Source organism: Haloechinothrix sp. LS1_15 (genome assembly GCF_033042135.1).
Classification (GTDB): domain Bacteria; phylum Actinomycetota; class Actinomycetes; order Mycobacteriales; family Pseudonocardiaceae; genus Haloechinothrix.
Window position 1 is genome coordinate 113,359 of the sequence record NZ_WBXM01000005.1, and the last position, 13,751, is coordinate 127,109.

At 67.8% G+C, this 13,751-nt stretch carries 14 protein-coding genes; 7 read left to right on the forward strand and 7 right to left on the reverse strand.

Annotated features, from left to right (window positions below; translation table 11 throughout):
• The first annotated feature begins 12 nt into the window (after positions 1–12).
• The 4 genes from F8178_RS09795 (at position 13) to fabF (ending at position 3,567) form a co-directional block, all read left to right on the forward strand.
• Positions 13–975, forward strand: a complete 963-nt coding sequence (locus tag F8178_RS09795; RefSeq protein ID WP_317494402.1) for an ACP S-malonyltransferase — start codon at positions 13–15, stop codon at positions 973–975.
• A 2-nt stretch (positions 976–977) separates the two neighbouring features.
• The gene (locus F8178_RS09800) at positions 978–1,952 is read left to right on the forward strand and encodes a beta-ketoacyl-ACP synthase III (RefSeq protein ID WP_317494403.1); all 975 of its coding nucleotides are present in this window, start codon (positions 978–980) and stop codon (positions 1,950–1,952) included.
• Between the two features lie 40 nt (positions 1,953–1,992).
• A complete protein-coding gene (locus F8178_RS09805) occupies positions 1,993–2,238 on the forward strand; it encodes an acyl carrier protein (protein ID WP_317494404.1) in 246 nt (81 codons plus the stop codon).
• A 96-nt stretch (positions 2,239–2,334) separates the two neighbouring features.
• Entirely contained in the window at positions 2,335–3,567 is a 1,233-nt protein-coding gene (gene fabF, locus F8178_RS09810) for a beta-ketoacyl-ACP synthase II (RefSeq protein ID WP_317494405.1), read from the forward strand.
• A 59-nt stretch (positions 3,568–3,626) separates the two neighbouring features.
• Here the strand turns inward: fabF and F8178_RS09815 are convergent, their stop codons facing one another.
• The 3 genes from F8178_RS09815 to F8178_RS09825 form a co-directional block, all read right to left on the reverse strand.
• Positions 3,627–4,274 carry a hypothetical protein gene (locus F8178_RS09815; RefSeq protein WP_317494406.1) on the reverse strand — a complete coding sequence of 216 codons (648 nt, stop codon included), beginning with the start codon at positions 4,272–4,274 and terminating at the stop codon, positions 3,627–3,629.
• Positions 4,275–4,301: 27 nt separating this feature from the next.
• Complete coding sequence (locus F8178_RS09820; RefSeq protein ID WP_317494407.1) at positions 4,302–4,805, reverse strand: DUF3145 domain-containing protein; 504 nt, start codon at positions 4,803–4,805, stop codon at positions 4,302–4,304.
• A gap of 286 nt (positions 4,806–5,091) precedes the next feature.
• Positions 5,092–6,567 (reverse strand): S8 family peptidase, encoded by a 1,476-nt coding sequence (locus tag F8178_RS09825; protein WP_317494408.1) that lies wholly within the window; start codon positions 6,565–6,567, stop codon positions 5,092–5,094.
• Between the two features lie 230 nt (positions 6,568–6,797).
• On the opposite strand from F8178_RS09825, the gene F8178_RS09830 reads away from it, so the two are divergent.
• Positions 6,798–7,532, forward strand: a complete 735-nt coding sequence (locus F8178_RS09830; RefSeq protein ID WP_317494409.1) for a hypothetical protein — start codon at positions 6,798–6,800, stop codon at positions 7,530–7,532.
• Between the two features lie 61 nt (positions 7,533–7,593).
• Here the strand turns inward: F8178_RS09830 and F8178_RS09835 are convergent, their stop codons facing one another.
• The 4 genes from F8178_RS09835 to F8178_RS09850 form a co-directional block, all read right to left on the reverse strand.
• Entirely contained in the window at positions 7,594–8,919 is a 1,326-nt protein-coding gene (locus F8178_RS09835) for an NAD(P)(+) transhydrogenase (Re/Si-specific) subunit beta (RefSeq protein WP_396345286.1), read from the reverse strand.
• Between the two features lie 71 nt (positions 8,920–8,990).
• Complete coding sequence (locus F8178_RS09840; protein ID WP_317494410.1) at positions 8,991–9,311, reverse strand: NAD(P) transhydrogenase subunit alpha; 321 nt, start codon at positions 9,309–9,311, stop codon at positions 8,991–8,993.
• On the reverse strand, positions 9,311–10,522 hold the full coding sequence (locus F8178_RS09845; protein WP_317494411.1) for an NAD(P) transhydrogenase subunit alpha: 1,212 nt from the start codon (positions 10,520–10,522) through the stop codon (positions 9,311–9,313). The genes F8178_RS09840 and F8178_RS09845 overlap by 1 nt, the downstream gene beginning before the upstream one ends.
• A 147-nt stretch (positions 10,523–10,669) precedes the next feature.
• Entirely contained in the window at positions 10,670–11,290 is a 621-nt protein-coding gene (locus F8178_RS09850) for a TetR family transcriptional regulator (protein ID WP_317494582.1), read from the reverse strand.
• A gap of 182 nt (positions 11,291–11,472) precedes the next feature.
• Here F8178_RS09850 and F8178_RS09855 point away from each other — a divergent pair, with 182 nt between their 5' ends.
• The gene (locus F8178_RS09855; protein ID WP_317494412.1) at positions 11,473–12,579 is read left to right on the forward strand and encodes a ferredoxin reductase; all 1,107 of its coding nucleotides are present in this window, start codon (positions 11,473–11,475) and stop codon (positions 12,577–12,579) included.
• 31 nt (positions 12,580–12,610) lie between these two features.
• Positions 12,611–13,747 (forward strand): acyl-CoA desaturase, encoded by a 1,137-nt coding sequence (locus F8178_RS09860; RefSeq protein WP_317494413.1) that lies wholly within the window; start codon positions 12,611–12,613, stop codon positions 13,745–13,747.
• The last annotated feature ends 4 nt before the right edge of the window (positions 13,748–13,751 follow it).

A 13,751-nucleotide genomic window follows, 5' to 3' on the forward strand; every position in this document is an offset into this window, starting at 1 on the left:
GAAGGAGTGACAGTGACCGCCGATCGAACCGCCGTACTCGCGCCAGGACAAGGTTCGCAGACCCCCGGAATGCTCACCCCGTGGGTGACCGACGACGGCACAGCGGGCAGCGACGCTGCCGCCGAGGCACGGGCGAGACTGCGGGACTGGTCGGAGCGTGCGGGCCTTGACCTGCTGCACCTCGGCACCGAGGCCGACGCCGCGCAGATCCAGGACACGGCGATCACCCAACCGTTGATCGTGGCGGCCTCGCTGCTGTCAGCTCGCGAGCTGGAACGGCACGGCGCGCTGCCCTCGGACGGCCCGGTGGCTGGCCACTCGGTCGGCGAGCTGGCCGCGGCCGCGCTCGCAGGCGTGCTCGACGACGGCGAGGCGGTGGCGCTGGCCGCCGTACGGGGCGCCGAGATGGCCAAGGCTTGCGCGCTCGAACCCACCGGCATGGCGGCGGTGATGCTGGGTGAACCGGAGGAAGTGGTCGGCTGGCTGGAAAGCAACGGACTTTCCGCGGCCAACCGGAACGGGGCAGGGCAGATCGTGGCCTCCGGTTCGGCGGAGGCTATCGAGCGGATCGTGGCGGAGCCGCTGGCCGGGACCAAGGTCCGTGAGCTGAAGGTGGCGGGCGCGTTCCACACCTCGTACATGGCCCCAGCACGCGACGCGCTCGCCGAGCACGCGGCCGGGATCCGACCGGCGGACCCGACGAGGCCGCTGCTGTCGAACACCGACGGCGCTGTCGTCGACTCCGGTGCCGAGTACCTGGAACGCCTTATCCGGCAGGTGACCAGCCCGGTGCGCTGGGATCTGACCATGGACACCCTGGCAGAGCTCGGGGTCGCCGGCACGGTCGAGCTCGTGCCCGCAGGAACGTTGACCGGACTGGTCAAACGTCAACTGAAAGGCACGGTGACCAGTACAGTGGCGGTGAATACACCGGCCGATATCGCGACGGTGCCCGCCAAGGCTCACGAGGTGTGACGGTGACTGCCCTGAAACAGCTTTCCGGTGCCCCGGCGACCCGCATTCTCGGCGTCGGCAGCACCCAGCCCGACACGGTGGTCACCAACGACGACCTCGCGTCGAGGATGGATACCAACGACCAGTGGATCAGGGAACGGGTCGGCATCGTCGAGCGGCGTTTCGCGGGGCCGGAGGTGAGTCTGGTCGACATGGCCGTGGAGGCGGGCACGCGCGCGCTGGCCGACGCGGGCCTGACAGCCGCCGAGGTCGACACCGTGATCGTGCCCAACTGCACCATGCCCGCCCCCATTCCGAACGCGGCCGCGCAGGTCGCCGACCGGATCGGGATCCAAGCTGCGGGCGCCTTCGACCTCAACGCTGCCTGCGCGGGGTTTTGCTACGCGCTCGGGGTGGCCTCTGACCTGATCAAGGCGGGCTCCGCGGGAACCGTGCTCGTCATCGGTTCGGAGAAGCTCACCGACGTGGTCGACCCGTACGATCGCGCGAACGCGATCATCTTCGCCGACGGCGCCGGAGCGGCCGTGGTGGGTGCCGCCGAGCAGCCGGAGATCGGCCCGGTCAGTTGGGGCAGCGCAGGCGACCTGGTCGACACCATCTACATGCGCGACCACCGGTACATCTACCAGGAAGGCCAGGCGGTCTTCCGGTGGGCCACCACCAAGATCGCCCCGGTGGCCCTGCGCGCCGTCGAGGCGGCAGGCCTGTCGGCCGCCGACGTCGACGCGCTCATCCCCCACCAGGCGAACCTGCGCATCGTGGAAGCCATCGGCAAACGGCTGCGCACGCACGGGGCGAGGGAGGACATGGTCGTCGCCGACGACATCGTGTACTCGGGCAACACCTCGTCAGCGTCCATCCCCATGGCTCTCGACCACATGCGGGTCAAAGGGCAGGTCACCAAGGGGGACGTGGTACTGATCGTCGGCTTCGGCGCGGGTCTCTCCTACGCTGGGCAGGTCATCATCGCTCCCTGAAGGGGAGGGTGTGAGAGGAAGAAAACCGAAAGGATCGAAAGTGGCTGACAACCAGGAGATCATCGCGGGGCTTGCGGAGATTATCGAGGAGGTCGCTGGCGTCGCCCAGGACGACGTCACGGCCGAGAAGTCGTTCGTGGACGACCTCGACATCGACTCGCTGTCCATGGTCGAGATCGCCGTGCAGGCCGAGGACAAGTTCGGTGTGAAGATCCCGGACGATGAGCTGGCCAACCTGAAGACCGTCAGCGACGCGGTGAACTACGTCCAGGCGAACGCGAAGTAACCGCTGACCTACTTCGAGCTCGGGGCCGCCTGAGCGCAACGGAAATCACGGATCGCGAACGCTCCCGGGGAGAGCATTCGTACGGGAAGGACGAGCATGAGTGCAAGCGACGTCGTCGTGACCGGTCTCGGCGCCACCACCCCCCTCGGTGGCGGTGTCGAGGAGACCTGGGACGGATTCCTGGCTGGGCGTAGCGGGGTGTCCGCGCTTGAGGCGGAGTGGGTCGAGCGGTTCGACCTGCCGGTCAAGATCGCCGCTCAGCTCGCGGTCGACCCGACCGAGGTACTACCCCGGGTGGAGGCGCGACGCCTCGACCGTAGCGAGCAGGTCGCGCTGATCGCGGCGCGCCAGGCGTGGCAGGACGCCGGTTTCGGCGACGACGGCGTCGAGCCCGAACGGCTCGGCGTCGTCGTCGGCACCGGCATCGGTGGGGCAACCACGCTGCTGCACCAGGACGACCTGCTCGAGCAGAACGGGCTGCGCAAGGTATCGCCGCTCACCGTGCCGATGCTCATGCCGAACGGCCCCGCGGCGCACATCGGGCTGGAGTTCTCCGCACGCGCCGGGGTACACGCACCGGTATCGGCTTGCGCCTCGGGTGCAGAGGGCCTGGCGTGGGCGTGGCGGCTGCTGCAGTCGGGCGAGGCCGATGTGGTGATCGCCGGCGGTGCGGAGGCGTGTATCGCCGCCATCACCATGGCGGGGTTCGCGCAGTCACGCACCATGAGCACCCGCAACGACGAGCCGGAGCGCGCCTCGCGCCCGTGGGACGTGGATCGCGACGGCTTCGTGCTCGGCGAGGGAGCGGGCATCGTGGTATTGGAACGCGAGGAGTTCGCTCGCGCACGCGGGGCGCGGGTGTACGCGCGGCTGGCAGGCGTCGGGATGACCGCTGACGCGCATCACATCACCGCGCCCGACCCGGAAGGTACGTGGCAGGCCAAAGCGATGGAAGCTGCGATGCGCAGCGGCGGGATCGATCCCGCCGCGGTCGGGCACGTCAACGCGCACGCCACGTCCACCCAGGTGGGCGATGTGACCGAGACGGTGGCTGTGCGTAAGGCGATCGGTGACCATCCGGTTCTCACCGCCCCGAAGAGCGCGCTCGGCCACCTGCTCGGTGCGGCGGGTGCCGTGGAGTCGATCATCACGATCCTCGCCATCCACCACGGCGTCATCCCGCCTACCGCTAACGTCGATGAGCTCGACCCCGGGGTCTCGCTCGACGTGGTCACCGACGAGCCGCGCAAGATGGACCTCGAGGTGGCGATCAACGACTCGTTCGGCTTCGGCGGCCATAACGTCGCACTCGCGTTCAGCTCAGCCTGAACCCTCGCCTTGCCCGGCGCCGCGGCTGCCTGGCAGGCGCGGGCCGTCCCACGGGACGGTCAGCACGGCTGGTGGACGGGCGGGGTACCCGGCGGGACGGTATCGATACGCCAGGCGTCACCCGCCTCCGACCCGCCGCCGTCGCCGTCCTCGGTGAGGGGAAGCGCCAACCACCAGTGGATACACGGCTCAGGCAGCGTCGGAGGGGCGTCGACCACGTCCTGAGTACTGGTGAAGCTGAGCAGCACAAGCAAGCGCTGGTCTGCGGCGGGCTCGATCCGGTGGACGTACATGTCGCCGTCCTGCGTCGAGCGGAAGTCCTCCCGCCACTGCGCGGCATCGGTTCCTTCCGCGCGCTCGGCGGTCACCACGGAGCGCCACAGCTCGAAATCCCGCTCGTTGATGGCGTCGAAATAGGTTTGCAGCGCTTCCCGCACCCCGGTGTGCTGCGGGTGCCGCGAGGCTGCCTCGCTCAACCGGACCTGCGGGTCACCCGGCTGCTCCGCCTCGTCCCGCTCGATCGGCCACGGCGGTGGATCGGTACCGGCGGCGTTCTCGCCTCGTGCGGGATACACCTCGCGCAGCACCAGGCCCCCGCCCACCGCCAGCAGGAGCACGATCACAGCGGCGGGCACCATCCATCGGACCGGGACGCTCGCGCGGATCGGTGCCGCCCGGCTCGTGGGCTCACGCGGCCGCCTGGTCACCGACCACGCTCCCAGAGGATCCAGCCATCACCCGACGCGGTGTAGCCAGGTCACCGGGGCGCCGTCCCCGGCGTACCGGAAGGGCTCCAACGCCTCGTCCCATGCACTCCCCAGCAGCTCGTCCAGCTTGTGCGCCAGCGCCTCGCCCGCCCTGGTCGTGGCCACGAGGGAACGCAGCTGGTCCTCGCCGACCACGACATCGCCGTTCGCGCTCATCCGCGCGTGCCACAGGCCGAGCCCCGGCACGTAACAGAAGCGCTCGCCGTCGACGCCCTGGCTCGGCTCCTCGGTGACCTCGAACCGCAACATCGGCCACGCCTTCAACGCACCTGCGATCTTGGCCCCGGTGCCCGCCGCCGCGCGCCACTCGCATTCGGCACGCAGCTGTCCCGGTGCCGCGGGTTGTGCCGTCCATCGCAGGTCGACGCGGGAGCCAACGGCACCGGACACCGCCCACTCGACGTGCGGACATACCGCAGACGGCGACGAGTGGACGTACACCACGCCACGCGTACTTCCACGAGTGCTCACTGCTGACCTCCGCAATTCGAACCTGCTGATTGACGAGGAGCATCTTCCCCTACGACCTCGTCGTCCAGCGTGGAGATCATCCGCGAGCACCCTCTGTGTTCGTACGAGTCCGTCCAGCTCTGTACGGCGGATATCGATACGAACATCGGGTATCAAGTTGTGCACCTAGTATGCCATGAAATCACATCAGCACCAGATGCAACAGTGCTCCGATGGAGATCGTTCGGCTCGGTCACCGGCGTGCTCCTGCCCGCACGCGTAGGAGGCGGGCAGGAGCACGGGTCGACTACTCGGTGAGGTACTCGACGGCGGCCACCGCGTCGACAAGGCCGGTTCCCTTGTCGAAGCTCGAGGTGTAGTCGCCGATGTCGACGTACTCGGCGCCGTCGGTGTACTTGTGCGCGGTGGCCTTCATGGCGTGCTCCACCTCGCCGGGGGTGGCCTCGGGGGCAGCCTGGAACAGCTGTGCCGCGATCCCGGCCACCTGCGGCGCGGCCATGGAAGTCCCGCTGATGACGTTGTAGGTGCCCAGGTCGAGCAGCCCCGGACCGTGGCGGAAGTCCAGACCGGTCGAGCAGATCGGCATGGTCAGCCTGCAGGCGGACAGCACGCTCTCACCGGGAGCCGAGATGTCCGGCCAGGTGTGCGAGTTCTCAGCGTCGCCGCGTGAGGAGAAGTCCGAAACCGAACCGTCCCGCGTGGCCGTTCCCTCGTCGTAGTAGGAAGCCACTGACATGATGCCCGGGGTGGGGTCCTGGCCCGGCGGGTTCGACAGGCTCTGCGAGCCATCGCCACCGTCGTTGCCGTTGGCCCACACCGTCATGACACCTTCCTCGGCGAGAGCGCGCTGCAGCTTGACGGTCGCCGACTCCTCGTCGAACTGCCCGCCGCCCGCGGGACCCCACGAGTTGTTAATCACCTTGATCGGCGCGCACTCCTCCGCGGGGACGTCCTCGCCGCACGGCGCCTCGTGGTTCTCCAACACCCAGTTCATTGCCGCGTTCGTTCCCACGATCAACACGACCGCGCCGGTGGCCACCGACACGATGTCGGCACCCGGCGCGGAACCGCCCACGTGGGAGCCGTCGGCGAGCTCATAGTTCTGCCCAGCCGCGATGCCGGTTACGTGGGTGCCGTGCCCACCGAGCGAGGTGGTGTCGGTATCCAGCGGGCCCGCGTCGATGATGCAGCCGGTGTCGGGACTGTCGGTCAGGCACAGGCTGCGCATATTGGCGACCACCCTGCTGTCGCCGTTCTCATCGGCGAAGGCCGGGTGGTGCGGATCGACACCGGTGTCGATGACCGCGACGGACGTACCGCTGCCGTCGATCGGTTCACCGTCGGGACCGGTCAGCGTTTGCTGGGCTTCCAGCGCGCGGGTCGCTTCCGTGCCCGAGGTCTGGAAGAACTCGACGGGTTCGTTGTGCTCCACGTAGGTGACGCCATCGGCGGATCGAAGCTGCTCGACGTCCGCGGCCATACCCTCCGCGGCCACCACGCCGATCTTGTCGAAACTGACCAGTCGCTGCATGCCGGCCTCGGCGATGGCGTCATCCGCCGCCGCCACATCGGTGCCGTGCACCAGGACCGATACCTCGTCGGATCCGGTAACGTTCGACAACACGTCGTCCAGCGCGTCCGCGATCGGCGCAAGCGGATCGGGGTCATCCTGCGCCAGCGCCGGTGTCGTCCCGAGCGCCGGCGCGATGAGGGTTGACGCGGCCACAAGCGCTAGCCGGCGTCGCCACGGTCTCTCTCGCACGGCAGGCTCCTCCCTGGTACTCAATTCCACCCGAGCTATTCATCTAGAGGGATGACACTCAACTAGGTGACTGTAGTCACTGTCAATAACGACGCATCAATTGACGTGAACGTCATTCACCTCCTGCCGTCCCTTCCCTGTTAACGCAGGGGCGAAGCGACGGGATACGCGAGCGCGACTACGCTGGTGACAGGGGATCCCTTCGAATCGTTGACCGGGAGGTGGGACCGGTGCGAGTCATGCGCATCGGTGACCGGCAGTCGCGCGTCACCGCCGATGTTCGTGCCGCGCTGACGGCATTCGGCAGAGGCGACGCCGATGTCGGCGGCCTCGCGATCGCCGGACTCACCCTTCCGGGCGATACGTCACCTATCGAGGGGCTCGTTGTGCGACCGAACGGGATCTTTCTCGTGTTCGGCGTCGACCTCGCCGATCCCACCATGCGGCTGGTGGCGCCGCTCAACGCACCATGGACCGCGGACGGCTGGCCGGTGGCGGCCCCGGGTGCGGACCCCAATCCGGCGACCCGGTTGCTCGCCTCCGCTCGGGTCGCTGCTGGCCGGCTCCGCAGCCTGGCCAAGGCGGAACTCCCGGTCGGTGTGATCATCGCGGTCGGCCCTTACGCCCACACTGTCGAGGTGCCCGACGGCGCGATCGAACCAGCGGTTCACATCCTGTACCCCACGCCTGCCTCGTTCCGGGCTGTACTCAGCAAGCGGCTCCCCGGCTCGGAGCCCGGTGCACGCCCGTGCACTGTCGAGCAGGCACGCGCCGTGCTGCGCGGGCTGTTACCCGAAACCGCACCCCCAGACGCGGACCAGCTCGTGGCCGAGGGGTTCGGGCACGCGGTGGCCGCCTCCGCACGCCAGTCGTCAGCGGCCACCCCGTCCTCACCGGAGCATCGGGCCAAACCGGTGCGTGTGGGCGTGCAACGTTTCCTGCCACGCCGCAGGCCCCGCCGGTGATCGCCAGCCCTCCAGCTGGCTGGCACTGGCGAGCACCGCCCGTGGGCCAGGGAGGGAGCGCCTACAAGTGCTTGAGTTCCTCGACGATGTCGGTGGTGGCGGTCTTGGCGTCCTGGAAGAGCATGCTGGTCTTGGGGTCGTAGTAGAGCTCGTTGTCGATACCTGCGAAGCCGGGACTCATGGAGCGTTTGATGACGATGATCGATCGGCAGTGGTTGACCTTGAGGATGGGCATGCCGTAGATGGGTGAGGCCGGGTCGGTGTCGGCAGCGGGGTTGATGACGTCGTTGGCACCGATGACCAGGGCGACGTCGGTCTGACTGAACTCGGAGTTGCTCTCATCCATCTCCTTGAGCGCCTCGTAGGGCACGTCGGCTTCGGCCAGCAGCACGTTCATGTGCCCCGGCATGCGTCCGGCCACCGGGTGGATGGCGTAGGAGACCTCGATGCCCTGCTTCTCGAGCAGGCTGGCCATCTCCTTGACGGCGTGCTGGGCCTGGGCGACGGCCATCCCGTAGCCCGGCACGACCACGACCTTGCCCGCGTAGGCCAGCTGGATGGCCGCGTCGGATGCGCTGGTGCTACGCACCGGCCGCTCCTCGGCTCCGGCGCTCGGCGGCGCGGCCGCGCCGCCACCGAAACCACCGGCCACGATCGCGGGGATGGAGCGGTTCATAGCCTGGGCCATGAGGCTGGTCAGGATCGAGCCGGAGGCACCGACGATCATCCCGGCGACGATCAGTGCGGTGTTGTCAAGCGCCAGACCTTTGGCCGCGGCCGACAGCCCGGTCAGCGCGTTCAGCAGTGAGATCACCACCGGCATGTCGGCCCCCCCGATGGGCAGCACCACCATCAGGCCGACCACGGCCGAGGCGATCAGGAGTGCGATCATCCACCACTCGGATGTGCCGCCGGCGATCACCACCACACAGGCCGCTACCGCGCACGCGATCATGAAGACGTTGATCGGTTGCTGCAACCGGCCGAGGGTGATGGGCTTACCGGAGAGCAGTTCCTGCAGCTTGCCGTAGGCGATCAGCGAACCCCAGAAGGAGATCGACCCCACCAGCGCGGCGAACAGCGACGAGATCACCGCGTGCAGCGGGTAGTCGACGAACCCGGCGGTGTCGCGGAACTGGGCCCAGGAGATCAGCGCGATCGCCCCACCGCCGAGGCCGTTGAACAGCGCGACCATCTGCGGCATAGCGGTCATCTTGACCTTATAGGCCGACGGGATACTGATCACGGTGCCGATGCCGATACCCAGCGCGATCAGCAGCCAGTTGCCCATACCGTCGATCAGCAGCGTGGCCACCACCGCCACGGCCATACCGGCCGCGGCGATCCAATTCCCCCGCACCGCCGTGCGCGGACCCCGCATCTGCATCAGCCCGACGATGAACAGCGCGAACGCCACGATGTAGAGGCTGTTGATCAGTGAGGGGTCGTGGATCCAGGTCACCGGCCCGCCTCCTTCTCACCGCGCGTCGCGCCGGGCTTCTCCTTGAACATGCCCAGCATGCGGTCGGTGACCAGGAACCCACCGACCACGTTGATCGTGCCGAAGATGATCGCGATCACCAGGATGATCTCGTTGAACACGCCCTCGACACCGAGTCCGAGAACCACCAGTGCCGCCAGCACCACCACCCCGTGGATGGCGTTGGTCCCCGACATCAGCGGGGTGTGCAGCGTGTTGGGCACCTTGGAGATCACCACGAACCCCAAGAACCCCGCCAGCACCAGGATCGCCAGGTTCTGCACCAACGTCGGGTCCATCACCGCACCTCCTGCTGTTCGGTACCGGACGCACCGGCGCTATCGGCGCTGCCCGCGCCACCGCTGCCCCCGCTGTCGTCAGCCCCCGGTTCCGGTGGCCGGTCCAGCCGGTCCCGGCCCGCCACGCAGGAATCGGCGATGATCTGATCCGAGCGGTCCAGTGCGAGCGTGCCGTCCGCTGTGACGATCAGCTCGAGGAGCTCGACTACGTTGCGGGCATACAGCTCACTGGCGTGCGCGGGCATCTCGGCGGCTGGGTTGAGCGGCGCGCAGATCGTCACCCCATGCGCGGTGACCACCTCGCCCGGCTGGGTCAGCTCGCAGTTACCCCCCGTCCCGCCTGCCAGATCGACGATGACCCCACCGGCTGGCATCCCACGTACCGCTTCGGCGGGCACCAACACCGGCGCTCGCCTACCGGGCACCGCCGCGGTGGTGATCACCACATCGAATCCGGTGATCGCCTCGGTCAGGCGCCGTTGCTGCTCGGCTTGTTCCTGCTCGGTAAGTTCCCGCGCGTAGCCACCCTCACCCACGGCCTCGATGCCCAGATCAAGCCACTGCGCACCCACCGACCGCACCTGGTCGGCTACTTCCGGCCGCACGTCGTATCCGGTGGTTTGCGCCCCGAGTCGTTTGGCTGTGGCCAGTGCCTGCAGCCCGGCCACCCCGGCCCCCAGGACCAGCGCCTTCGCTGGCTTGACCGTGCCCGCGGCCGTGGTCAGCATCGGGAAGAACCGCGGCAAGTGCTGTGCTGCGGCCAGCACCGCCCGGTAACCCGCGACGTTCGCCTGCGACGACAACGCATCCATGGACTGTGCGCGCGATATCCGCGGCACCGACTCCATCGCGAATCCGATGCCCCCGGCACGCTCCAGCCGCTCCAACCGCTCGCGGCCCGAGAACGGGTCGAGGAAACCGATCACCACGGTCCCCTCCCGCAGCCGATCGATATCTGACTCGGCAGGCGGGTTCACCCCCACCACGACGTCGCACTGCCAGGGATCGCCGATGGTCGCGCCTGCATCGGTGTAGGCGTCGTCGGAGATGTACGCCGCCGTACCGGCACCGGGTGCCACCACGACCCCCATGCCGCGTCGCGCCAGCCGCTCCACCATTCCTGGCACGAGCGCCACCCGGCGCTCACCCTCGGTCCGCTCGGCGATCACGCCAACCGATACGCCCTCGGCCGCCGACTCCGCTCCGGCCACCTCACAACCTCCTCGCCCGAACAACCACGGAACAACTCGACCGACCAAGGGGCACCCTGGCGTGCACGTTGTCTATCACGCCCGCGCCGTTTTGGCGATCTTCGTACGTCCCGCACCGGGAGGACCCACGTCCCGGATCGCCGACACTCAGACGTCGCTACGCCACCCCGCTACACCGAGCACGATCAGTCGCAACCGCTTCCGTGCCTGCCTGGTGATCTCCGTGTCCGCATCCCTTCCCGAAGCGTCGATGAGCTCCATCACGGTCCCAAGCATCGCGGTGACGATCAAGTCGGCCATCATACGAAGATCTTCGGCGTTCCAGGAGCGCAGTTCGTCGAATCGACCGAGATCGACGGCGAGCTCGCTGGCGAACAGGCGCAGCTCGGTCGCGATCGCCGCTCGCACCCGGCCGGTACCCGCGTAGCGCTCCCTGATCAGAAAGCGGAAGTGGTCCTCGTTGGCACGCACCTGGGCGTGCAGCGTCGCCACGGAACTGGCGATGACGTCCTCGTGATCACTCCGGTTCCGCCGCGCGTCACGCACCATCTCCCGCAGTGTCCGCATCGACTCGTCGACCAGCTCGATACCGAGATCCTCGAGCGAGGCGAAATGGCGATAGAAGGCGGTGGGGACGATGCCCGCTTCCTTGGCGACTTCACGCAGGCTCACGCTCGCCAGCGTGCGATCGGTCAGCAGCCGCAACGCAGCATCGCGCAACGCCTGCCGCGTGCGCTGCTTGCGTTCCTGCCTACTGCTCGGCTCCATCGGCTCCGCTACCACAGCGACAAGCGTACGCCCGTCCACTGATCAGCGCCCAGCAACCCGTATAGCCCCGGTCACATCACCGTGACACCGGCACGACGCTCTCTGTAGCGTTGCGATATCAGTGCACACATGTTCACCAAAAGTGCTCGATCGCGCGTCGGGAAACGTGGAAGGAGGTCACGGTGGCCGACCTGATCCCGCGCCGCCGGTCCCTACGGGAGACGGCGACGTCGCTTGCGGGGGCGCTGCTCACGCCACACGGCATCGATCGTTATCTGGAGCTGGTGCACCCGATGCTGGTGCGTTCCGAACTCCGTGGCGAGGTCGTCGCCGTGCGGCGCCAGACTCCGGACACGGTCACGCTGACGGTGCGCACCAGCCGGAGCTGGCAAGGGTTCCGTGCCGGCCAGTACGTGCGCGTGTCGGTGGACATCGACGGCGTCCGCCGCACCCGTTGCTACTCCCCCGCCAACTCACAGCTCGATCCGCGGGGAGCGCTGGAGCTGACCATCAAAGCCGACCCGAACGGCCTGGTGTCGAGTTACCTCCACCGCCACGCGGCACCCGGCATGATCCTCGGTCTGTCACAACCGGACGGCGAGTTCACCCTTCCCGAGCCGCGTCCACGGAAGATGGTGCTGATCAGCGGCGGCAGCGGGATCACACCCGTGCTGTCGATGCTGCGCACGCTCTGCGACCAGGGTCAGGTCGATGACGTGGTGTTCGTGCACTACGCCAACACCGGCGAGGACGTGCTCTACAGGGAGGAGCTAGCGGAGCTGGACCGGGCGCACCCCGAGCTGCGCGTGGCGCTGGGCTACACGCACGCCGAAACCGGTGCCGACCTGCACGGGTTCTTCACCCGGGAACATCTCGACGAGGTCGCCCCGTGGTGGCGGCACGCCGAGACTTACCTATGCGGGCCGGACGGCCTGATGGATGCGGTGCGGTCGCTGTACGACGCCGAAGGACTCGGTGAACAGCTGCACACCGAAGTGTTCACCCCGCCGGAACTGGAGATCGACACCGAGAACGCCACCGGCGAGGTGCGGTTCACGCACAGCGGTCGAGAGATCAGCAATACCGGACGGCCGCTGCTGGAACAGGCCGAGGTTGCGGGGCTGCGCCCGGAGCACGGATGCCGCATGGGCATCTGCTTCTCCTGCACACAGGTCAAGTCGAGCGGGTGCGTGCGCAACGCACTGACCGGCGAGCTGTCGTCCGAGCCAGACGAGGAAATCCAGATGTGCATCTCCGTGCCCGTCGGGGACGTCGACATCTGCTGCTGAGCACACCGATCGAGATCAGGGAGGACATGAGATGACCGGGTTGCAGGACAGGTTGACACCGCAGCAGGTCGAGGAGTTCGGCAAGGAGCTCGACGAGATCCGGCAGCGGATCGTGGCCGACCTCGGCAAGGAGGACGTCGACTACATCAACAAACTGATCAAGACACAGCGCGGGCTCGAGATCACCGGACGCGGACTGATGTATCTGGGGTTCCTGCCGCCCGCGTGGCTGGCCGCGGTCGGCTGCCTGTCGCTGTCGAAGATCCTGGACAACATGGAGATCGGCCACAACGTCATGCACGGCCAGTACGACTGGACGCGCATTCCCGAGCTGAACTCCAAGACCTTCGAGTGGGACACTGCCGCACCCGGCGACAACTGGCGGCACTCCCACAACTACATGCACCACACGCACACCAACGTCCTCGACAAGGACCGCGACGTCGGCTACGGCATCTTGCGGATCGACCCGGACCAGGAGTGGCACCCCTACTACCTCGGCAATCCGGTGTACGCGGTGTTGCTGGCCATCTTCTTCGAGTGGGGCGTCATGCTGCACGACCTCGAGGTGGACCGGATCCTCAAAGGCGAGGTCACGTGGGCGGAGAAGGCCGAAGTCCGCAGGAGGATCCGCGCGAAGGCAGCAAGGCAGATCGGCAAGGACTACGTGGCCTTCCCGTTGCTGACAGGGCCGCTGGCGCCGCTGACGCTGCTGGGTAATGCCTCCGCCAACGTGGTGCGCAACCTCTGGGCGTTCGCGATCATCTTCTGCGGTCATTTCCCGGAGGACGTGGAAAGCTTCTCCGAGGAGGAGACCCAGAACGAGACGCGCGGCCAGTGGTACCTGCGGCAGATCCTGGGATCGGCGAACATCTCCGGCGGGAAGCTGTTCCACATCCTCAGCGGCAACCTGTCCCACCAGATCGAGCACCACCTGTTCCCCGACATCCCTGCCCGGCGTTACCCGCAGATCGCCCCCGAGGTCCGCGCGATCTGCGAGAAGTACGGCCTGCCGTACAACACCGGACCGCTACGCAAGCAGCTGGGCTCGGTCGCCAAGAAGATCGTCAAGCTGGCGCTACCGTCCGGCACCTCGCAGAGCGGCACATCACGGAGCGAACCCGAGCGCGCTACGGTGGTTACGGGCAAGCAAGCCGCAGCGGCGTAGGAAC

Excerpts from the sequence above, each read along its gene's own strand:
- F8178_RS09850 (WP_317494582.1), bottom strand. The coding sequence starts at position 11,290 with ATGGAGCCGAGCAGTAGGCAGGAACGCAAGCAGCGCACGCGGCAGGCG.
- F8178_RS09840 (WP_317494410.1), bottom strand. The coding sequence starts at position 9,311 with ATGGACCCGACGTTGGTGCAGAACCTGGCGATCCTGGTGCTGGCGGGG.
- F8178_RS09860 (WP_317494413.1), top strand. The coding sequence starts at position 12,611 with ATGACCGGGTTGCAGGACAGGTTGACACCGCAGCAGGTCGAGGAGTTC.
- F8178_RS09835 (WP_396345286.1), bottom strand. The coding sequence starts at position 8,919 with ATGCAGATGCGGGGTCCGCGCACGGCGGTGCGGGGGAATTGGATCGCC.
- fabF (WP_317494405.1), top strand. The coding sequence starts at position 2,335 with ATGAGTGCAAGCGACGTCGTCGTGACCGGTCTCGGCGCCACCACCCCC.